This window comes from Actinophytocola sp., assembly GCF_035762905.1.
GTDB lineage: Bacteria > Actinomycetota > Actinomycetes > Mycobacteriales > Pseudonocardiaceae > DASYTH01.
Map to the genome: position 1 here is coordinate 187734 of NZ_DASUCC010000095.1, position 20501 is coordinate 208234.

The 20501-nt window shown below is 70.5% G+C and carries 21 protein-coding genes and 4 tRNA genes; 9 read left to right on the top strand and 16 right to left on the bottom strand.

The window, feature by feature from the left end; translation table 11 throughout:
* Positions 1-62: 62 nt before the first annotated feature.
* Positions 63-2207 carry an elongation factor G-like protein EF-G2 gene (locus tag VFV67_RS19680; RefSeq protein WP_326471940.1) on the top strand — a complete coding sequence of 715 codons (2145 nt, stop codon included), beginning with the start codon at positions 63-65 and terminating at the stop codon, positions 2205-2207.
* Between the two features lie 7 nt (positions 2208-2214).
* Here the strand turns inward: VFV67_RS19680 and VFV67_RS19685 are convergent, their stop codons facing one another.
* Genes VFV67_RS19685 through pgsA form a run of 4 tightly spaced genes read right to left on the bottom strand, consistent with a single transcriptional unit; the run spans position 2215 to position 5977 of the window.
* Positions 2215-3228 (bottom strand): NUDIX hydrolase, encoded by a 1014-nt coding sequence (locus VFV67_RS19685; RefSeq protein WP_326471941.1) that lies wholly within the window; start codon positions 3226-3228, stop codon positions 2215-2217.
* Positions 3229-3262: 34 nt separating this feature from the next.
* Positions 3263-4402 (bottom strand): glycosyltransferase family 4 protein, encoded by a 1140-nt coding sequence (locus VFV67_RS19690; RefSeq protein ID WP_326471942.1) that lies wholly within the window; start codon positions 4400-4402, stop codon positions 3263-3265.
* A 10-nt stretch (positions 4403-4412) separates the two neighbouring features.
* The gene (locus tag VFV67_RS19695; RefSeq protein WP_326471944.1) at positions 4413-5348 is read right to left on the bottom strand and encodes a phosphatidylinositol mannoside acyltransferase; all 936 of its coding nucleotides are present in this window, start codon (positions 5346-5348) and stop codon (positions 4413-4415) included.
* On the bottom strand, positions 5345-5977 hold the full coding sequence (gene pgsA, locus VFV67_RS19700; protein ID WP_326471946.1) for a phosphatidylinositol phosphate synthase: 633 nt from the start codon (positions 5975-5977) through the stop codon (positions 5345-5347). The genes VFV67_RS19695 and pgsA overlap by 4 nt, the downstream gene beginning before the upstream one ends.
* A 139-nt stretch (positions 5978-6116) precedes the next feature.
* Here pgsA and VFV67_RS19705 point away from each other — a divergent pair, with 139 nt between their 5' ends.
* Entirely contained in the window at positions 6117-6539 is a 423-nt protein-coding gene (locus VFV67_RS19705) for a hypothetical protein (RefSeq protein WP_326471947.1), read from the top strand.
* Between the two features lie 31 nt (positions 6540-6570).
* Here VFV67_RS19705 and VFV67_RS19710 read toward each other — a convergent pair whose 3' ends face one another.
* On the bottom strand, positions 6571-7050 hold the full coding sequence (locus VFV67_RS19710) for a MarR family winged helix-turn-helix transcriptional regulator (protein WP_326471948.1): 480 nt from the start codon (positions 7048-7050) through the stop codon (positions 6571-6573).
* Between the two features lie 88 nt (positions 7051-7138).
* Between VFV67_RS19710 and VFV67_RS19715 the strand changes: the two genes are divergently transcribed.
* Positions 7139-7708 (top strand): YceI family protein, encoded by a 570-nt coding sequence (locus tag VFV67_RS19715; protein WP_326471949.1) that lies wholly within the window; start codon positions 7139-7141, stop codon positions 7706-7708.
* Positions 7709-7710: 2 nt separating this feature from the next.
* Here the strand turns inward: VFV67_RS19715 and VFV67_RS19720 are convergent, their stop codons facing one another.
* The 3 genes from VFV67_RS19720 to VFV67_RS19730 all read right to left on the bottom strand — a co-directional run bounded on the left by VFV67_RS19720 (position 7711) and on the right by VFV67_RS19730 (position 11018).
* Positions 7711-8271, bottom strand: coding sequence for an HIT domain-containing protein (locus VFV67_RS19720; RefSeq protein ID WP_326471950.1), 561 nt, complete (start codon positions 8269-8271; stop codon positions 7711-7713).
* 20 nt (positions 8272-8291) lie between these two features.
* On the bottom strand, positions 8292-10316 hold the full coding sequence (thrS, locus tag VFV67_RS19725) for a threonine--tRNA ligase (protein WP_326471952.1): 2025 nt from the start codon (positions 10314-10316) through the stop codon (positions 8292-8294).
* Between the two features lie 75 nt (positions 10317-10391).
* The gene (locus VFV67_RS19730; protein WP_326471954.1) at positions 10392-11018 is read right to left on the bottom strand and encodes a DUF305 domain-containing protein; all 627 of its coding nucleotides are present in this window, start codon (positions 11016-11018) and stop codon (positions 10392-10394) included.
* A 183-nt stretch (positions 11019-11201) separates the two neighbouring features.
* On the opposite strand from VFV67_RS19730, the gene VFV67_RS19735 reads away from it, so the two are divergent.
* Entirely contained in the window at positions 11202-12662 is a 1461-nt protein-coding gene (locus VFV67_RS19735; RefSeq protein ID WP_414636297.1) for an LVIVD repeat-containing protein, read from the top strand.
* A 465-nt stretch (positions 12663-13127) separates the two neighbouring features.
* Here VFV67_RS19735 and VFV67_RS19740 read toward each other — a convergent pair whose 3' ends face one another.
* Together VFV67_RS19740 and VFV67_RS19745 are read right to left on the bottom strand one after the other, a co-directional pair.
* Positions 13128-13895, bottom strand: a complete 768-nt coding sequence (locus tag VFV67_RS19740) for an ABC transporter permease (RefSeq protein ID WP_326471956.1) — start codon at positions 13893-13895, stop codon at positions 13128-13130.
* The gene (locus tag VFV67_RS19745; RefSeq protein WP_326471958.1) at positions 13892-14803 is read right to left on the bottom strand and encodes an ABC transporter ATP-binding protein; all 912 of its coding nucleotides are present in this window, start codon (positions 14801-14803) and stop codon (positions 13892-13894) included. Before VFV67_RS19745 ends, VFV67_RS19740 begins: the two co-directional genes overlap by 4 nt.
* Positions 14804-14902: 99 nt before the next feature.
* On the opposite strand from VFV67_RS19745, the gene VFV67_RS19750 reads away from it, so the two are divergent.
* Entirely contained in the window at positions 14903-16066 is a 1164-nt protein-coding gene (locus VFV67_RS19750; protein WP_326471959.1) for a sensor histidine kinase, read from the top strand.
* On the top strand, positions 16063-16734 hold the full coding sequence (locus VFV67_RS19755) for a response regulator transcription factor (protein WP_326471960.1): 672 nt from the start codon (positions 16063-16065) through the stop codon (positions 16732-16734). Before VFV67_RS19750 ends, VFV67_RS19755 begins: the two co-directional genes overlap by 4 nt.
* Before the next feature lie 329 nt (positions 16735-17063).
* Here VFV67_RS19755 and VFV67_RS19760 read toward each other — a convergent pair.
* The 4 genes from VFV67_RS19760 to VFV67_RS19775 form a co-directional block, all read right to left on the bottom strand.
* A tRNA-Val gene (locus tag VFV67_RS19760) sits at positions 17064-17138 on the bottom strand.
* Between the two features lie 4 nt (positions 17139-17142).
* Positions 17143-17214: transfer RNA gene (locus tag VFV67_RS19765), tRNA-Cys, on the bottom strand.
* Positions 17215-17271: 57 nt separating this feature from the next.
* Positions 17272-17344, bottom strand: a tRNA-Gly gene (locus VFV67_RS19770).
* A 121-nt stretch (positions 17345-17465) separates the two neighbouring features.
* Positions 17466-17891, bottom strand: coding sequence for an SsgA family sporulation/cell division regulator (locus VFV67_RS19775; RefSeq protein ID WP_325157115.1), 426 nt, complete (start codon positions 17889-17891; stop codon positions 17466-17468).
* A 261-nt stretch (positions 17892-18152) separates the two neighbouring features.
* Here VFV67_RS19775 and VFV67_RS19780 point away from each other — a divergent pair, with 261 nt between their 5' ends.
* Positions 18153-18587, top strand: a complete 435-nt coding sequence (locus tag VFV67_RS19780) for a TIGR02611 family protein (protein WP_326471962.1) — start codon at positions 18153-18155, stop codon at positions 18585-18587.
* 34 nt (positions 18588-18621) lie between these two features.
* Positions 18622-18693 (top strand) — tRNA-Val (locus tag VFV67_RS19785).
* Between the two features lie 70 nt (positions 18694-18763).
* Here the strand turns inward: VFV67_RS19785 and VFV67_RS19790 are convergent.
* A complete protein-coding gene (locus VFV67_RS19790; protein ID WP_326471964.1) occupies positions 18764-19072 on the bottom strand; it encodes a hypothetical protein in 309 nt (102 codons plus the stop codon).
* A gap of 127 nt (positions 19073-19199) precedes the next feature.
* On the bottom strand, positions 19200-19589 hold the full coding sequence (locus tag VFV67_RS19795; RefSeq protein ID WP_326471966.1) for an MmcQ/YjbR family DNA-binding protein: 390 nt from the start codon (positions 19587-19589) through the stop codon (positions 19200-19202).
* Positions 19590-19695: 106 nt separating this feature from the next.
* Between VFV67_RS19795 and VFV67_RS19800 the strand changes: the two genes are divergently transcribed.
* Positions 19696-20496 (top strand): SAM-dependent methyltransferase, encoded by an 801-nt coding sequence (locus tag VFV67_RS19800; protein ID WP_326471968.1) that lies wholly within the window; start codon positions 19696-19698, stop codon positions 20494-20496.
* Positions 20497-20501: the final 5 nt, after the last annotated feature.

The following is a 20501-nucleotide window of genomic DNA, read 5'->3' on the forward strand; positions in this document are numbered from 1 at the left end:
CGACCACATCGTTTTCTCCGGGGTCCCCAGACAGCGCGGTCTCGTTCGGGAGGTTGAGAGGTATGGCTGCAAAAAGTACCGACAACGGTGACGGCGGAGCTGCGGTCGCTGTAGACGACCCCGCCAAGGTGCGAAACATCGTTCTGGTCGGCCCGTCCGGGTCGGGCAAGACCACGTTGACCGAGGCGCTTCTCACCGCGGCGGGAGTGATCTCCCGGGCCGGCTCCGTCACCGACGGAACCACCGTCTGCGACCACGACCCCGCCGCTGTGCGCCAGCAGCGTTCGGTCGGACTGGCCGTCGCGCCGCTCATGCACGGCGGCGTCAAGATCAACCTGATCGACACACCGGGCTACGCGGACTTCGTGGGCGAGGTCCGAGCCGGGTTGCGTGCCGCCGACGCGGCCCTGTTCGTGGTGAGTGCCGCCGAGGGCGTGGACCCGGCCACCACCGCGCTCTGGGAGGAGTGTGCCGCGGTCGGCATGCCGAGAGCCGTCGTGATCGCCAGGCTCGACCACCAGCGTGCGGATCTCGCCGCCGAACTGGCCGCCTGCCAGGAGGCCTTCGGTGCCGGCGTGATGCCGCTCTACCTGCCGGCTTCCGGGGGGAAGCCGGGCCTCGTCGGGCTGATCACCCAGCGGTACTTCGACTACACCGACGGCTATCCACCCAAGGTCACCGACCCGGATTCGGCCGACCTGGACCAGATCACCGATGCCCGGAACCAGCTCATCGAAGGGATCATCGCCGAGAGCGAGGACGAGTCCCTGATGGACCGGTACCTCGAGGGCGAGGCCATCGAGGCGGAGACGCTGATCTCCGACCTGGAGACGGCCGTGGCCAAGGGCTCGTTCCACCCGGTGATCCCGGTCTGCGCGGCGACCGGGCTCGGCCTGGCCGAGGTGCTGGAGGCGCTGGCCGGCGCGTTCCCCTCGCCGCTCGAGCACGGCATCCCGAACGTGACCGACCCGCAGGGCAACCCGCAGGGCAAGCTGACCGCCGACCCCAACGGTCCGCTGGCCGCCGAGGTGATCCGCACCTCGGTCGACTCCTACGTCGGTCGGGTCTCGCTGGTCCGGGTGTTCTCCGGAACGCTGCGGCCGGAGCGGCCGGTGCACGTGTCCGGACACGGCATGGCCGAGCGCGGGCACGAGGACCACGACGTGGACGAGCGGGTGGCGCACATCTACTCCCCACTCGGGGCGAACCTGCGCGAGGTGCCCTACTGCGTGGCCGGCGACGTGTGCGCGCTGACCAAGGTCACCTCGGCGGAGACCGGCGACACCGTCTCGGCGCCGGACAAGCCGCTGCTGATGACCCCGTGGCAGATGCCGGAGCCGCTGCTGCCGGTGGCCATCGTGGCCAAGACCCGCAGCGACGAGGATGCCTTGTCCCGCAACCTGAACCGGCTGGTCGCCGGGGACCCGACGCTGCGCCTTGAGCGCAACGCCGAGACCCACCAGTTGGTGTTGTGGTGCATGGGCGAGGCGCACGCCGACGTGGTGCTGGCCCGGTTGCGGGCCGGCGGCGCGGACGTGGACACCGAGCCGGTCAGGGTGGCGCTGCGCGAGACGTTCGCCGGCAAGGCCCGCGGGCACGGGCGGCACGTCAAGCAGTCCGGCGGGCACGGCCAGTACGCCGTGTGCGACATCGAGGTCGAGCCGCTGCCGGTGGGCGGCGGGTTCGAGTTCCTGGACAAGGTGGTCGGCGGCTCGGTGCCCCACCAGTTCATCGGCAGCGTGGAGAAGGGCGTGCGGGCCCAGCTCACCAAGGGCCTGGTGGGTGGCTTCCCGGTGGTGGATCTGCGGGTGACGCTGTTCGACGGCAAGGCGCACAGCGTGGACTCCTCCGACGCCGCGTTCCAGACCGCAGGCGCGCTTGCGCTCAAGGACGCCGCGAGCAACGGCCGGATCTCCCTGCTGGAGCCGATCGACGAGGTCGTCGTGCGGCTGCCCGACGATCACCTGGGCACGGTGCTCGGCGACCTGTCCAGCCGGCGCGGCCGGGTGCTCGGCACCGAGGCGGACAGCGCCGCGGGCTACAGCAGGGTGCGCGCCGAGGTCCCGGCAACGGCGCTGCTGCGCTACGCCATCGACCTGCGCTCGATGACCTCGGGCTCGGCCACGTTCACCCGCTCCTTCACCCGTTTCGACCCGCTGCCCGACGCCCTCGCCGCGAACGCCCTGGCGAAGGACAAGAAGGACTAGGGCGGTCCTACCGGACGGTGCGCACCGTGCCGTCCCACTGGGTGGTGAGCAGGTCCGGCAGCAGCTCGCCGAGCTGCACCGGGTAGACGGTCTCCGTGGTGGAGCGCAGTTCCTCGGCGCTCCACCACCGGTGGCCGTCCACCACCCGGCGCTCGACGTCGGTGAAGCCGCCGGTGTTCACCCGCACCTCGACCTGCTTGCCGTTGACCGGCGGCAGGGTGGCCAGGAAGAACCACTCCTCGCCGTCGTAGCTGCGCCCGTCGAAGCTGAACACCACCCGGCGCCGCCACATCGGCCCGATCAGCGCCTCGTCCGGTAACGCGATCCCGGTCTCCTCGACCAGCTCCCTGGCGGCCGCCGCGCGCAGGTTCTCCCCCGCCTCGACGCCGCCGCCGACGGTGAACCACCACGACTCGTCGGCCCGCCGGGGATCGTGGCCGCTGAACAGCAGCACCCGGCCCCGCCCGTCGAGCAACACCACCCGGGCCGACGGCCGGGGCATCGGCGCCGCGTCCGGTTCCCCGGCCAGCGCCGGCTCGACGATCTCGAAGTACTCCGGCTGTGGCGCACTGCCGGCCAGCCGCAGCCAGCGCGCCGCCCGGCGGCGGCGCTGGGCCAGCGTGTCGCGCACCGCGTCGTTGTGCACCCGCCGGGCGATCACCACCCGCTGCTCGGCGTCCACCAGTTCGGTGGACAGCGCCAGCGGCAGGTGCGCCCGGTCGACGGCGGCGAGCTGCAGGGTGAGGTCGTTCTCGGCGGCCTCCCGGTCCATCCGGGGTGCCTGCTCGGCCCGTTCGGCCACCGAGCGCAGCGTGTCCGCGCCGCGCGGGTCGAACGAGCCGGCCGCGGCCACCGCGCGGGCCACCACCGCGCGCCGGGCCAGCGCGGCGTCCAGGGCCGCCCAGGCGGCATCCGTGCGCACGTGCAGCCGGTCCAGCCGGTTGGCCGTGCCGACCAGCCACGGGATCACGACCAGGGCCACCACGATCAGCACGACCAGGGTCGTGACCAATGCGCTCATGCTCATGCCACTCCCTCCCCCCTGCCGCGCATGATCATGCCGGCAGTCCGGATTCGCCCACCCGCCGCGGGTAGGCGGCAATCGCCTGTTCGTAGACCCGGAGCACCTGGCCGGCCACCACCGACCAGTCGTACGCCGCGACCCTGCGCCGGGCCGACGCGGTGAGCGTGGCCCGCCGGCCCGGATCGGTCAACAGCCCGCGCAGCTCGACGGCGAGGGCATCGGGGTCGCCGACCGGGGTGAGCACCCCGGCCCGGCCGTCGTCGAGCACCCGGCGAAACGCCGGCAGGTCGCTGGCCACCACCGCGGCGCCTGCGGACATCGCCTCGGTGAGGATGATGCCGAAGCTCTCGCCGCCGGTGTTCGGCGCGCAGTACACCTCGATGCCGCGCAGTGCCCGCGCCTTGGTCTCGTCGTCGACCTGGCCGAGCAGCACCAGCCGGTCGGCCAGCCCGGGCCCGGCCATGCGGCGCAGCTCGTCCTCGTCGCCGCGGCCGACCACGAGCAACCGCACGTCCGGCAGCTCGGACTCGAGCCGGCGCATCGCCTCGATCAGCACCGTCATGCCCTTGCGCGGCTCGCCGAACCGTCCGACGAAACCGACCGTGCCGCCCGGGTGCGGGTAGCCGGGCAGCGGCTCGGCGCCGGCGAAGAACCCGACGTCGACCCCGTTCGGGATCTCCACCGCGTTCCCGCCGAGGTGCTCGACCTGGACCCGCCGGGCCAGCTCGGACACCGCGATCCGGGCGGTGATCTTCTCCAGCCGCGGCCGCAGCACGCCCTGCAGCGCCGAGAGCGTACGGGACCGCGCCGTTGACGTGTGGAAGGTGGCCACGACCGGACCGTCGGCCAGCATCAGCGCCTGCATCGACAGGCTGGGCGCGACCGGCTCGTGCAGGTGCAGCACGTCGAACTCGTGCTCACGCAGCCAGCGGCGGACCCGGGTGTAGGACACCGGTCCGAACGACAGCCGGGCCACCGAACCGTTGTACGGGATGCGCACCGACCGGCCGGTCGGGCGGACGAAGTCGGGCAACGGCGTCTCCTCGCCGGCCGGGCCGAGCACCTCGACCTGGTGGCCAAGCGCGCCAAGCGCCTTGGCCAGGTCCACGACGTGCGCCTGCACCCCTCCGGGCACCTCGAAGGAGTACGGGCAGACGATCCCGATCTTCATGGTCCGGTCCTCACGGGGCCGCCTCGGGCTCGGCCGCGGCCAGCACCCGCTGCCGCTCGTCCGGCAGGTCGGAGATCCACAGCGGCTGGAGCATGTGCCAGTCCACCGGGTTGGCCGCGATGTCGGCGGCGAACGCGTCGGCCATCCGCTGGGTGACCGCCGGGATCTGCTCGCGCTCGTGCACGATCATCGGGGTGTGCAGGGTGAGGCCCCAGCCGTCCTCGGTGAAGCTCTGGTTCACGATCAGCAGCGTGGCTCCGGTTATCGCGGCCAGCCGGGCCGGTCCGGCCGGCATCCGGGTCGGCTCGCCGAAGAAGGTCACCGGCACGCCACGCCGGGACAGGTCCCGGTCGGCCGGCAGGCAGACCACCCGGTTCTGCCGCAGCCGCTCGATCAGCGTCCGGTAGGGCGCCACGTCGCCGCCCGAGGTCGGCAGGATCTCGAAGCCGAGCGACTCGCGGAAGGCGAGGAACCGGCGGAACACCGACTCGGGCCGCAGCCGCTCGGCCACCGTGGTGAACGGGCCGGAGTGGTTGACCAGCCAGATCCCGGAGACGTCCCAGTTGCCGGTGTGCGGCAGGGCGATGACCAGGCCCTTGCCCCGGTCCAGCGCCTCGTCGATCATCACCCGGTTCACCATCACGTCGTCGACCTGCCGGTAGATCGCCTTGTGGTCCATGGCCGGCAGCCGGAAGGTCTCCTTCCAGTACCGGGCGTAGGAGCGCAGCCCGGCGCGCACCAGCTCGTCCAGCTCGGCCGCGCCGGCCTGCGGAACCACCCGGGCCAGGTTGCGGCGCAGCTGGGCGGTGCCGCGTCCGTTACGCCGGGCGGCGAGGTCGGCGGCCGAGCGGAACAAGGCGCCGGCCATGCCGTCCGGCATCCGGCGCACCAGGCCCCAGCCGGCGCCGTAGGCCCAGTCGGTCAGGCGGTGCCCCCAATTGCTCACGTCTTCTCCGCTTCCGTCATGTCCGGTTCACCCTCCGCCGAGCGCCACACCGCCATGATCCGCTGCGCCACCGTGATCACGGACAACCCGACCAGCAGCCACATGGCCACGTCCAGGGCGTAGGGCACACCGAATCCGGTCAGCCCGGTCCCGCCGAGCACGATGATCAGCCGTTCGGCCCGCTCGACCAGACCGACGTTCGCGGTGAGCCCGGTCGCCTCGGCCCGGGCCTTGATGTAGGAGGTCACCTGCGCCAGCACCAGGCAGATCAGGGTGGCGGCGGCCAGCGCGTCGTCCCGCGCGACGACGAAGCAGTACCAGGCGATCCCGGCCAGCAGCGCGCCGTCGGCGATCCGGTCGCAGGTGGCGTCCAACACGGTGCCGAACTTCGTGCCGCCGCCGCGGGCCCGCGCCATCGCCCCGTCCAAGAGGTCGAACATGGCGAAGGCCGTCACCACGAACGCCCCGGCGAGCAGCCGACCGGTGGGGAACAGCCAGAGCGAGCCTGCGACCGCGCCGGCCGTGCCGATCACGGTCATCGCGTTCGGCGACAGGCCGCTGCGCACCACCCACGCCCCGACCGGGTCGGTGACGCGGGATATCGAGGCTCTGGCGAAGATGTTCAACATAGGCGGACCGGAGCCTAACGGCGAGCGTCCCGAGGGGCGAAGCCCGGTGGTTACACCCCACGAGCAGGCAGCGAGGTGTCCGCGTTTCCCCTGGAGTGTCGCCGTAGACTCGCGGCTCCGGGTGAGCGGAAGGGACCAGGTGTCCGAGATTGTCGGTAGCTTCGTCGGTGGGGTGGCCGGCGCGACAGCGGATCATGCCGTGCAGCGCCGCCGCGCAAGGCGGCTGCACAGGGTCGATCGGCTGGAATGCAGCATTCGTGTGGTCACTGGCACACACGACGGGTTGACCGGGAAGTGGTGGGCCGGGACGGCCACACTGTCGCCGGAGCGGATCCACTTCGTTCCCGTCGTTGGTGGCGTTCGGTTTCTGCGCCGCAAGGCCGTGGAGATCCAGGTCGACAAGATCGACGTGAGCCAACGGCGCAGCCCCACCGGCCGGGAGGTGTTCTCGGTCGCCCCCGACACGTACGTGGTCCGCCTGGTGACGCCCACGGCGACCCTGGAATGGGCGGTGCTGATAAACGAGCTGAGCTGGGCACTCGGCCGAATGTCGGGCGGCTAGCCGAGGCCGACAGTCGTCTTGGGCAACGGGATCACCGGGCGGGCGGGCGCGGGTCCCGGCAACCGAGTCCGGCCAGGATCGCCTTGCTGATCTCGCCGAGCGCGCTGACCTGTTCCGGGGTCAACTGGTCGAACAGCCGCTCCCGGACGGCGGTGACGTGTCCGGGCGCCGCGGCCGCCAGCGCGGCGAAGCCGGCGTCGGTGAGCACCGCGTACGAGCCGCGCTTGTCGGTCGGGCAGGTGCGCCTGGTCACCCAGCCCACCTCCTCGAGCCGGGCCACGGCGTGCGAGAGCCGGCTGCGCGACGACCCGCGCGCGCCGGCCAGCTCACTCATCCGCAGCGTGCGGTTCGGCGCCTCGGACAGCGCGACCAGGATCTCGTAGTAGGTGTAGGGCATCGCCGAGTCGCGTTGGAGCTGGCGGTCGAAGTGGTCGGTCAGGCCCTCGACCGCGGTGACGAAGGCGCGCCAGATCTCCTGCTCGCTGTCGTCCAGCCACCGAGTGACACCCACGACATCATTCTAGCTTTTGTTGAACGCTCAACGCAGCCCTGCTAGGGTCATGGTTGAGAGTTCAATCGAATTGCGGGAGGCAATCGAAATGACCAGCGCCACGACGCTCCAGATCCCCGACTACACCGCGGGCACCTGGGACTTCGACCCGGCCCACAGCTATGTGGGCTTCGTCGTCCGGCATCTGGTGGTGACCAAGGTCCGCGGCCGGTTCGAGGACGTCGATGGCCACATCGTCACCGCCGAGAACCCGCTGGACTCCTCGGTCGAGGTCGCGATCGACCTCAACTCGGTCAACACCAACAACGAGACTCGGGACAACCACCTGCGCTCGGCCGACTTCTTCGAGGTCGAGAAGTTCCCGAAGATGACCTTCCGGTCCACCGGCCTGCGCCAGGCCGGCGACGAGTTCGTGCTGGACGGCGAGCTGACCATCAAGGACGTCACCCGACCGGTTCCGCTGGCCTTCGAGCTCAACGGGTTCAGCGCCGACCCGTGGGGCGGCACCCGGATCGGCCTTTCGGCCAAGGGCGAGATCAACCGCAAGGACTTCAACGTCAACTTCGAGGGCGTGAACAACGGCCTGGCCGTGGTCGCCGACAAGATCGAGCTGGTGATCGACGTCGAGGCCACGCTGCGGACGCCGGCCGCCGGCTAGTCCTACTCGGCCCACGCCTTCGCCAGCAGCGCGCGGGTCTCACTGAGCAACTGGGGCAGCACCTTGGTGTGCCCGATCACCGGCATGAAGTTGGCGTCCCCGCCCCACCGCGGGACCAGGTGCTGGTGCAGGTGCGCGGCGATCCCGGCACCGGCGATCACCCCCTGGTTCATGCCGATGTTGAACCCGTGCGGTGAGGACACCCGGCGGGCGACCACCATCGCCCGCTGGGTGAACTCGGCCAGCTCCACGGTCTCCGCCGGGGTCAGCTCGGTGTAGTCGGGCACGTGCCGGTAGGGCACCACCATCAGATGGCCGGGGTTGTACGGGTACAGGTTGAGCACCGCGTACACCAGCGCACCGCGCGCGATGATCAAGCCCTCGGCATCCTCGAGGTCGATCAGCCGGCAGAACGGGCAGCCCTCCGCGGCGTCATGATCCGGCTTGTTCTCGCCGAGGATGTAGGCCATCCGGTGCGGAGTCCACAGCCGCTGCAGGGCGTCCGGAACGCCGACGCCCTCCTGCGCCACGAGCTCGGGCCCGGACCAACCGCCAGCGGTCATGCGTCGATCCTAAGGGTGACTCATTCCGGAATGACCAGCGTCTCCGCCGAGGGCGAGACGTTCTTCCTGGTCGCGATCCAGGCCTCGATCGCCTCCACCGCCCGGTCCACCGGCACGCCGTTGACCTGCCCGCCGTCCCGGAACCGGAACGACACCGCGCCGGCCTCCACGTCCTTGCCGCCGGCCAGCAGCAGGAACGGCACCTTGGCCGTGGTGTGGTTGCGGATCTTCTTCTGCATCCGATCGTCCGATGTGTCCACCTCGACCCGGATTCCCTTGGCCCGCAACGCCTTCGCCACGCGCACCAGGTGCTCGGCGTGCTCGTCGGCGATCGGGATGCCGACCGCCTGCACCGGCGCCAGCCAGGCCGGGAACGCGCCGGCGTAATGCTCGGTGAGGATGCCGAAGAACCGCTCGATCGAGCCGAACAGCGCCCGGTGGATCATCACCGGCTGCTGCCGGCTGCCGTCCGGCGCGGTGTACTCCAGCCCGAACCGCTTCGGCTGCTGGAAGTCCACCTGCACCGTGGACATCTGCCAGGTCCGACCGATCGCGTCGCGCGCCTGCACGGAGATCTTCGGCCCGTAGAAGGCCGCACCACCCGGGTCCGGCACCAGCTCCAGCCCGGAGGCCTCGGCCGCCTCGCGCAGCGCCTCGGTCGCCTCCGCCCATTCCTGCGGCTCACCGACGAACTTCGGCGAGTCGTCCCGTGTGGACAGTTCGAGGTAGAAGTCGTTCAGACCGTAGTCGCGCAACAGGTCCAGCACGAAGTCCAGCAGCGAGCGCAGCTCCCCCTGCATCTGCTCGCGGCTGCAGTAGATGTGCGAGTCGTCCATGGTCAGCCCGCGCACCCGGGTCAGGCCGTGCACCACACCGGACTTCTCGTACCGGTACACCGCGCCGAACTCGAACAGCCGCAACGGAAGCTCCCGGTAGGACCGCCCGCGGGACCGGAAGATCAGGTTGTGCATCGGGCAGTTCATGGCCTTGAGGTAGTAGTCCTCACCCTCGAGGTGCATCGGCGGGAACATGGTGTCCGCGTAGTACGGCAGGTGCCCGGAGGTGTGGAACAGCCCGCCCTTGGTGATGTGCGGGGTGTTGACGAACTCGTAGCCGGCCTCGTCGTGCCGGCGCCGGGAGTAGTTCTCCAGCTCCCGCCGGATGATGCCGCCCTTGGGATGGAACACCGGCAGGCCGGAGCCGAGCTCCTCGGGAAAGCTGAACAGGTCGAGTTCTGCGCCCAGCCTGCGGTGGTCGCGGCGCTCGGCCTCGGCGATCAGCTCGAGGTGGTGGTCCAGCGCCTCCTGCGTCTCCCACGCGGTGCCGTAGATCCGCTGCAGCTGCGGGTTCTGCTCGCTGCCCCGCCAGTACGCCGCCGCCACCCGGGTCAGCGTGAACGCCGGGATGTGCTTGGTGGTCGGCACGTGCGGACCTCGGCACAGGTCGCCCCAGACCCGCTCCCCGGTGCGCGGATCGAGGTTGTCGTAGATCGTCAGCTCGCCCGCGCCGACCTCCATCACCTCGGTGGTGTCCACGTCGCTCTTGATGTCGACCAGCTCGAGCTTGTACGGCTCCGCGGTCAGCTCCGCCTTGGCCGCGTCCACCGACTCCAGCACGCGGCGGGAGAACCGCTGAGCCCCCTTGATGATCTGCTTCATCCGCTTCTCCAGCGCCTGCAGATCCTCCGGGGTGAACGGCCGCTCGACGTCGAAGTCGTAGTAGAACCCGTCCTTGACCGGCGGCCCGATCCCCAGCTTGGCCTCCGGGAACATCTGTTGCACCGCCTGGGCCAGCACGTGCGCGCACGAGTGCCGGATCACGCTGCGCCCGTCCTCGGTGTCCGCGGCCACCGCCGCCACCTCGGTGTCGCGCTCCGGCGTCCAGGCCAGGTCCCGCAACCGCCCCTCGCCGTCCCGGACCACGACCACGGCGTCCGGCCCCTTGCCCGGCAGTCCCGCGTCGCGCACCGCCGCGCCGGCCGTCGTTCCCGCCGGCACCAGCACGCGCGGTGCGGCTGCGGCGGACGGTGAGATCGGCTGGACCACGGAAACTCCTTGCTCGGCGGACAGGCGGGTAACCACGCCAGACGATGGTATCGAGGCCGCGCGGCCGGCCCCGGGTCAGCGGCCCAGTAGCGCGCGCATCTGGTTGATCTCGTCGGTCTGGGTGGCGATCACGTCGTCGGCCATCTCCTGCACCCGGACCTCGGCGCCCGTGGTCTGGATCGCGTAGGCCATGGTCAGCGCGCCTTGGTGGTGGGCGATCATCAACTCGAGGAACTCGTTGTCGAAGGCCGAACCGGTGGCCGCGCGCAGCGCCTCCAACTGTGCCGGCGTGGCCATGCCGGGCATGTCCCCGTGGCCGGTGTGCCCGCCGTGCTCCGGGTCGATCGTGGGCTGGTCGTGCCGGCGCAGCCAGGCGTTCATCCCGTCGATCTCCGCAGGCTGGGCCGCGCCGATCCGCTCGGCGAGCCGCTTGACGGTGTCGTTGACCGCGCGATCGGGCACCAGCCGGGCCATCTCCACGGCCTGGTGGTGGTGCACGATCATGTTGCGCACGTAGGCCAGATCCGCGTCGTTGGGCGGCACGGCCGGGATCGGGCTTACCCGATCGGGTGGAATCGTGCTGGCCGGCTCGCCGGGGCGGCCCGGGGCGATCACCGGCGCGTGTTCCTCATCGGGTGGGCTGGTGCAGGCGGCCACGACGAGCACGGCGGCGACGGCACCGGCCAGCCTGCGCCAGGTCATCGGACACCCCCGTCGGGATCGACGCACCCCTACCACCGCAACCTACTCCGTTGGTACCTCGACCTACCTAAGCATCGTCAACTGGTGAAATTAACCGCCCAAAGTTGCTGGTTGGAAGATGGGGCAAGGGCAATACTGGGGCCACCGCACGTTCATGAGAGGGGACTCGCCGTGAACTCGACGCTGAGGGGCCGGCGCCGCAGGGCGTCGACCGCAGCAGTGGGGGCAGTGGCCTTGGCCCTGTCCATGCTGGCCGGACTGCCTTCGGCCAGCGCGCAGGACTTCCCGGGTGAGGATGAGCTCGTCAGCAGCCCGAACATGAGGCTGATCGCCAACATCCCGGCCACCGCGCCGCTCGCCGGCGACGGATCGGTCGGCTCCGACCTCGCGTTCCAGGACAACTTCGCGTTCGTCGGCAACTTCCTCGGCTTCACCATCTACGACATCAGGAACCCGCGCCGGCCGCGGATCGTCAGCCAGGTGCTCTGCCCCGGCTCGCAGAACGACATCTCGGTCTCGGGCGACCTGCTGTTCCTGTCCACCGACTCGCGCCGGACCGACAACTCCTGCAGCTCCAGTGCGGCCACCGATACCACCTCGCCCTACTGGGAGGGCATCAAGATCTTCGACATCAGCAACAAGCGCGCGCCGCGCTACGTCCAGTCGGTCGAGACCGCCTGCGGGTCGCACACCCACACCCTGGTGCCGGAGGCCAGGCACCGCGGCCACGACGCGAGCACGGCGGGCGCCGACGGCCGCGGCCGGGACCGGTCGCTGTACCTGTACATCTCCTCGTACTCGCCGAACCCGGCGCTGAGCAAATGCCAGCCGCCGCACGACAAGATCTCGATCGTCAAGGTGCCGGTGCGCAACCCGGCGGCCGCCTCGGTGGTGGCCACCCCGGTGCTGTTCCCCGATGGCGGCAACCCCGGCGTCGTCGCGCCGTTCCCGAACGGCCGGACGGCCACCAGCGGCTGCCACGACCTCACCGTGTACCCGGAGAAGAACCTGATGGCCGGCGCCTGCATGGGTGACGGCGTGCTGTTCGACATCTCCAACCGGGAGGCACCGCGGACCATCAGCCGGGTGCAGGACCTGACCAACTTCGCCTTCTGGCACTCGGCGACGTTCAACAACGACGGCACCAAGGTCATCTTCACCGACGAGCTCGGCGGTGGCCTGACGCCGACGTGCAACGCCACGCTCGGCCCGACCCGCGGCGCGGACGGCGTCTACGACATCGTCGGGCGCGGCGACTCGCGCACGCTCGAGTTCCGCAGCTACTTCAAGATCTCCCGGCACCAGGCCGAGAACGAGAACTGCGTGGCGCACAACGGTTCCCTGATCCCGGTGCGCGGCCGGGACATCATGGTGCAGGCCTGGTACCAAGGCGGCATTCAGGTGTGGGACTTCACCGACTCCCGCAACCCAAGGGAGATCGGCTTCATCGAGCGCGGGCCACTACCCGACGGTGAAGACGGCGGCGAGTGGTCGGCCTACTGGTACAACGGCTTCATCTACGGATCCGACCTCGTCAAGGGCTTCGACGTCGTCGAACTCAACGACCCGCGCACCAACCCCGCCCGCCGCGTCCGGATCGACGAACTGAACGTCCAAACCCAAGAACACTTCGACCGCCGCTAGCCCACCAAACAGTCCGAACAGGACCAACGAACAGTGGCCGCACCCGGCTCTCCGCCAGGTGCGGCCACTCTCGTTCCCCCACCCCGTATCCCACGCACCCACACACCCATACACCCGCACCACACACACACCCACACCCGCGCACTCGTCACCGTCACCGCGCCGCCACATCACCCTCACATCGCTGGACCACAAACTCGTTTGCCGGAACCGACAACTCGGCTGCCACAACCGGCAACTCGCCGACCCGGGACCAGCGACTCGGTTGCCACAACCGGCAACTCGCCGACCCGGAACCGGCGACTCGGTTGCCACAACCGGGAACTCGCCGACCCGGGACCGGCGACTCGGTGGTCTGGAACTGGGGACTCGCCGATGATCGAGGCCCGGGCTCGGCGAGTTGCCATGTCGGGCAATCGACTGGTCGGCTCCGGCACACGAGTTGCCGATGCGGGGCTGAGGTGGTCAGGCGTCGCGGCGGGTGAAGGCGAGGGTGCCCCAGGCGAGGGCGGCGACGATGTAGAGCGCCATCGTCAGCAGCACGGCCCATGGCGGGAGCACCACGAACTCGAACGTGGGGTCCAGTTGCGGGGCGAGGTTGGGCAGCATCACCGCCGCGATGCGGAGGTCCCAGGGTACGGGGAGCAGGAAGGCCACCGACGGCAACACCCACAGCAGCGCGGCGAGGGTGACAAGGGCGCCGGCGGTGGAGCGGATCAGCAGCCCGATGCCCAGACCCACGAGTGCGCACACGGTGACGGACAGGCCGGAGGCGAGCACCGAGGGGATCGCGTCGGAGACCGACGGCCAGAGCCACAGCGGGGCCGGGTGCGCCCCGGCGATCCACCAGCTGAGCAGGAACGTGCCGAACGCGACCAGCTGCCCGACCACCAGGCTCAGCGCGGCAACGACCGCCGCCTTCCCGGCCACCATGGCGAGCCGGTCGGGCACGGCGACCAGGCTCGGCCGGATCATGCCGGTGCCGAACTCCGCGGTCACCGCGAGGGCTCCGAGCGCGGCCAGGCAGAACTGCGCGTACGGGATGACCACCACCCGGGCGTCGGCGGTGGCGAAGTGGGCCCGCTCCTCCGCGGCGGCGCCGTTCCAGTCGGCGGTCATGGCGATGTCGACGACCACGCCGACCACGATCAGCGCGGCGACCGAGGCGAGCAGGCCGTAGGTCGACCGGACGGTGCGGATCTTCAGGAACTCGGCGGCGATCACGTCGGTCATCGGACACCCGCCCCGGTCCGGTACTCCACGCTGTCGTCGGTGAGCTGGAGATAGGCCTCCTCGAGGGACGCGCTGCGCGGGGTCAGCTCGTGCACCGGGATCCGCAGCTCCAACGCCAGGTCCGCGATCCGCGCCGGCTCCAGCTCGCGCACCGCGAGCCCGCCGTCCGGTTCGGTGTGCACGGTCGCGCCGGCCGCGGTCATCGCTTCGGCCAGCGCGGTCGCCTGGGGCGAGCGGACCAGCACGCCCCGGCGGAAGCGCCCGGCCAACTCCCCCACCGACGTCTCGGCGATCAACCGGCCGCGCCCGATCACCACGACCACGTCGGCGGTGAGCGCCATCTCGCTCATCAGGTGGCTGGAGATCAGCACCGTGCGGCCCTCCGCGGCCAGCGCGCGCATCAGCTCCCGGATCCACCGGATGCCCTCCGGGTCCAGCCCGTTCACCGGCTCGTCGAACAGCAGCACGCCGGGATCGCCGAGCAGCGCGTTGGCGATGCCCAGGCGCTGCTTCATGCCCAGCGAGAACTCCTCGACCCGCTTGCGCGCGGCCCCGGCCAGCCCGACCTGCTCGAGCACGGCGGTGACCCGCGCCGGACCGATCCCGTTGCCGCGGGCCAGGCAGCGCAGGTGGTGGTACGCGGTGCGGCCGCCGTGCACCGCGTTCGCGTCCAGCAGGGCACCCACCTCGTGGATCGGCCGGCGCAGGGTCGCATACCGGCGGCCGCCCACCAGCGCCTGCCCCGACGTGGGCCGGTCCAGGCCGAGCACGGTGCGCATGGTGGTGGACTTGCCGGCGCCGTTCGGTCCGAGGAACCCGGTGACCCGCCCGGGCCGCACGGTGAAGGTCAGCTCGTCGACGGCGACCGTGCCGCCGAACCGCTTGGTCAGCTCTCGCACTTCGATCATGTGACCACGGTGACCGGGCCGGCGCGCCGACACATCGCCCCGGAGTCCGACCTACTCCGGTCTGACGTGCGGGGCCGGCCAAGCGGTTACCGTCGAGCCGTGCACGATCAGGGTCCGGTGCGGTTGCGGCGCGGCCAGCTGATCGCCATCGACGTGCTGGTGGCGGTCGGGCCGATGCTACTGATCATGGCCGCGGTGGGCGACCACGACGCCACCCGCGGCTTCGTGGGGCCGGCCTGGCTCGGCGGGGTGATCGCCCTGGCCATCGGGCTGCCGGTGGCCGTGCGCCGGGTGTGGCCGCTGGGCGCGCTGAGCGTGATGTGCCTGGCGCTCGCCGTGGCGACGATGACCGGGATGGCGTGGGGCCCGAGCGGGCTGGCGTTCCTGGTGCCGGTGGCGCTGGCGCTCTACACGCTCGGGCTGCTGGAACCGCGCCGCCGCTCGGTGCTGGCGCTGGCGGTGTGCCTGGCCGGGACCACGGCGGCGATCGTGGCCACCTGGTCGAGCTGGGACGGAGCGGCACTGCTGCTCCTGGACTGGCTGCTGCTGGTCACCCCGTGGGCGGCTGGTCGGGCGGTGCGCGCCCGACGGGCGTACGCGGCGGCGGCGGCGGCGCAGCTGACCCGGCAGGCGGTCAGCGACGAGCGGCTGCGGATCGCCAGGGAGTTGCACGACATCGTGGCGCACAGCCTGAGCCTGATCACGGTGCAGGCGTCGATCGCCAACCACGTCGCGGGCGAGCGGCCGGCGGAGGCCCTTGCGGCGCTGCGGGTGATCGAGGACACCAGCCGCGGCACGCTGACCGACATGCGCCGCCTGCTCGGCGTGCTGCGCTCGGACTCGACCACGCCGGAGCTGGCCCCGAGCCCCGGCCTGGCCGGGCTGCCCGAGTTGGCCGAGCGCGCCGGCCTTGCCGGGGTCCGGGTCGACCTCGAGGTGCACGCCCCGGACCGGCTGCCGGACGGCGTCGAGCTGACGATCTACCGGATCGTGCAGGAGGCGCTGACCAACGTGGTCAAGCACGCGGCCCCGGCCGGGTGCCGGGTCACGGTCACCGCGGACGAGGCGGGTGCAACGGTCCGCGTCGTCGACGACGGTCCCGGCGTGCGCACCCTGCCGGCCGCCGGCGCCGGGCACGGCATCATCGGCATGCGCGAGCGGGTGATGATGTACGACGGCGAGTTCAGCGCCGGCCCGGCTCCGGGCGGCGGATTCGCCGTGTCCGCCCGGCTGCCCTTCCAACTGGCCGGCGAACCCGCGTGATCCGGGTGCTGATCGCCGACGACCAGGCGCTGCTGCGCGGCAGTTTCCGCCTCCTCGTCGACACCGCACCGGACCTCGTCACGGTCGCCGAAGCCGCCACCGGCACCGAGGCCGTCGCCCTCGCCGCCCAGGAGCACCCCGACGTGATCCTGATGGACATCCGCATGCCCGAAATGGACGGCATCGAGGCCACCCGCCAGATCTGCGCCACCCCCGGCCCGCACGTCCTCATCCTCACCACGTTCGACCTCGACGCCTACGTGTACTCGGCGCTGCGCGCAGGCGCCAGCGGCTTCCTGCTCAAGGACACCCCGCCCGACGACCTGCTCTCCGCCATCCACGTGATCGCCGCCGGGGACGCCCTCCTCTCCCCCACCATCACCCGCCGCCTCATCGCCGAGTTCACCCGCCGCCCCACCGCCCCACACCCGCCACCCCCCGTCCTGGCCAGCACCACCGACCGCGAACGCGAAGTCCTCACCCTGATCGCCCGCGGCCTGTCCAACACCGAGATCGCCACCCACCTCCACCTCAGCCCGGCCACCGTCAAAACCCACATCGGCCGCCTGCTGGCCAAACTCCACGCCCGCGACCGCGCCCAACTCGTCATCGCCGCCTACGAGTCCGGCCTGGTGAGCATCCGGGCAACGAAAGATGAGCCGCGGTAGCACGGCAAACCCCTAGCCACATTGCCCGCCACCCATCGCCCCGGTCGACAGGCGTCGTTCGCCTTGCTGTGAGGCACTTTCGGTGGGTGCGGCCTCGTTGCCGGGTCTGCGACTGGGGCGCTCAGGGCATGAAAGCGCCGGTCCAGGATCGGCTGGTTTGCAGTAACCACAATGGATCGGGAGCATCACGGAGATCCGCACGCTCCGGCGCCACCTGGATTTCGATCAAAGAGGTTGCGGTTCACGCACACCGGCATGGCGGTCAGTCCTGGCCACGCCTGGCACGAGACCAGAAAGCCCCGGCCGAAGCCGGGGCTGACCTGGGAACTTGGTGGGCGATACTGGGATTGAACCAGTGACCTCTACCGTGTCAAGGTAGCGCTCTCCCACTGAGCTAATCGCCCGCCGAGGCGGAGGCGGGAATCGAACCCGCGTACAGGGCTTTGCAGGCCCTTGCCTAAACCACTCGGCCACTCCGCCAACCGTTTTCCCGAGGGTAACTCGGGAGTCCGGCCCTTGGTCCGAGGGGCCGATCCGAGCGGACGACGGGACTCGAACCCGCGACCCTCACCTTGGCAAGGTGATGCGCTACCAACTGCGCTACGTCCGCGAGCCACGGCTTGGACGGCGGGGTTCCCCCTACGGGCCGGCTGCCGTGGTGCGAGCGAAACCTTATCCGACCGACGAAACCTGGATCAACTCGGGTTCCGGTTGTCCCAGCACCCGGACGGTCAGGTCAAATCAGTGGAGATCAGGTGGGTGAGCGCCTCGTCGACATCCACCCACAGATGCTCGTTGCCGGGCACCACCACGTCGTACGTCCGGTCCAGGAAGTCCGCCAACTCCTGGGCCGACGCCTCGAACACGGCGTGGCCGGACGGCGAGCTCAGCTCGATGACGACCACCTCGGGGTCGTCGGCCGCGGGCCGGATGCGCACGTCCCCGTCGCCGGCCTCGGCGATCAGCCCGTCGGCCAGCAGGTCGCGGGCGTACACCCACTCCACCCAGCCGGCCCGGCCGGTGCGGAAGGCCGCGACGACGGCGTACGGGTCACGCGTGTCATAGCGAAGCTCGACCTTCACCGGCACCGCAGGCGTGCGGGGCGCAAGCAGGTCGAACACCGCCGTTGAGCGGAGCGTGACGTGATCGTTGCGCATCGTCGTACCCTTCTGCTCCCTTCCCAGTCCATTGAACGACTGAGCCCTGACAATGTGACGGCTCAGCGGCCCAAATGGTCCCAAAGCCCGCCAAAATCACCCGTCCGGTCCAACGCTACCGACCTGACTCGGGTCAGTCTGCCCGGTCCTCACCCCATAGTGGCAAGCTTCGATCGATTCCCGGCAGGACTGTGGCCTGAATGTTGCTTGCGCCACGCTCGGGCGCCACCGGGCCGCCCGGAACCGGGCACAATGGCGGAGGTGGGGAACGCCGACGTGGAGAACGCGACGACCGAGCGGCCGCGGCATCGCAAGCGACGGCCGCGCTGGGCCACCCGGAGCCCGGGGATGCTGGCGCTCTACCGGGTCTCGGTGGCCGCGCTCGGCGGACTGGTCCTCATCGTCGGCATCGTGCTGATCCCCTACCCCGGCCCCGGCTGGCTGATCGTGTTCGCCGGCCTGGCCATCCTCGCCACCGAGTTCCACTGGGCGCACCGGGCGCTGACCTTCGCGCGCGGCCGGTACACCGCCTGGACCCACTGGCTGCGCCGTCAGCATGTGCTGGTCCGGCTGACCATGTATGCCCTCACCTGCCTCGTCGTCCTCACCACCCTCTACCTCCTCGGCGTGTTCGGGCTGGTCGGAGGCTGGCTGGGGATCGACTGGCCGTGGTTGGACTCCCCGTTTTTCGGGTGATCCACCTCAACCTGTACCGTATCGTCGTCGTTACGGGCGATTAGCTCAGCGGGAGAGCGCTCCGCTCACACCGGAGAGGTCACTGGTTCGATCCCAGTATCGCCCACGCGTTCGATACGCGGGCCCCGCTCCGAGAGTGGGGCCCGCGTCCTTTTGTCCACTGTGGACGATCCCGGTCAGCTCGCGGCCGAGCCGAAGGCGACCACCCAGGCGATGCACACGACGAGGCCGAGGCTGGACAGCACGGCGCCGGCGATCGCGAGGCCGCCGTTGTTGGCCTGGCCGGCGCTGACCTTGTGCACGCCGACGAACGAGAACACCAGGCCGAGGATCACCAGCGGCCAGGAGACCATGCCGATGACCGGGATCGGAGAGAAGATCAACCCGAGCAGCCCGAGCACGAACCCGGTGGTACCGAGGGCGTTCTGCGGTACGGGCGGCGCGACCGGGTAGTGCTGGTGCGGATGCTGGGTGGGTTGCGTCATGACATGGGCTCCTCGAGCGGTTGATCACGGTGGTCACCGGTCCAGTCGCTCGGGCCCGGGCGGATGTTGCGCATCGCAGGTTGCGGCGCGGTGCGTGGAAGAATTGATTGGTTGATCAAGCAACGGATTACGTCGACGATTCCAGGTATTTCCGGGCCAGGCGTTTGGGAGCGCGCAGCAACCAGGCCTCGGTGAGCAGTTCGGTGAGTTCGGCAACCGCGATTTCGTCCAGTCGTACCAAGATTGCCGGAAAGCCGTCGAAGTGCGGGATGGTGAAGTAGACCGAAGGATCGTCGGCGATGAGCGCCGCCGCCACACCGACGTCCGGCACCCGGACCCCGAGGATCGGACCGTCGGGAGCGTTGGGACCAAGGGCTTCCTGGTCCGCACGACCCAACGGGCGCTCCCAGCCGAACGTCTTGTCCTTCACCTTCCAGGCCATCCAGCCATAGGACGTGCCCTCGCTGGTCTCGGGTAACGCGCGCGCGATTTTCCGAACGTCATTCCAGCTCGCCACTTTCGTCCTTCTTTCGGGTACGGATGCAGAAACGCCGTTTGGTCGCCGGGCGACACATGGTAGCGATACGTAAAGTGCTTGACACCCAAGCGAGAGGACAACGGCGATGACCGCGTCGCGCGAGTGCGCGTCGGGCCGGGTCGGCATCGATGTTCCCAGTGTCGCCCGCGTCTACGACTACCTGCTGGGTGGCGGGCACAACTTTCCGGCCGACCGTGCCCTCGCCGAGCGGATCTCGCGACTGCTGCCCGATGTCGAGCTGATCGCCAGCGCGAACCGGGCGTTCCTGCGCCGGGCGGTACTGCACATGGTCGGTCGCGGGATCACCCAGTTTCTCGACCTGGGCTCGGGTATTCCGACGGTGGGCAACGTGCACGAGGTCGCCCGCAGGGCTGCCCCCGGAGCCCGGGTGGTCTACGTGGACCACGACGAGGTGGCCGTCGCGCACACCGAGCTGATCCTCGACGGCGACCCCGACACCGCGGTCGTGCACGCCGACATCTGCGCGCCGTGGCGGGTGCTCGGTTCGCCGGAAGTGGTGCGGTTGCTGGACTTCCGCCGGCCGATCGGGCTTTTGATGGTCGCCGTGCTGCACTACGTGCCGGACAAGCGGGATCCGCGCAGCGTGGTGGCCGCCTACCGCGACGCGGTGCCGTCGGGCAGCGCGCTCGCGATCAGCCACGGGACCGCCGACCACCGGCCCGAGATCACCGCGGCGGCCAAGATCCTCGAGGACAGCCTGGATCCGGCCCATCCGCGCCCGTACGACGAGATCGCCGCCCTGTTCACCGGGTTCGACGTGGTCCCGCCCGGGGTGGTCAGCGCCCCGCTGTGGCGGCCGGACCTGCGCCGGTACACGCACAACGGCCCGGACGATCTCTACGCCGGGCTCGGAGTCAAGGCCTGACCAGC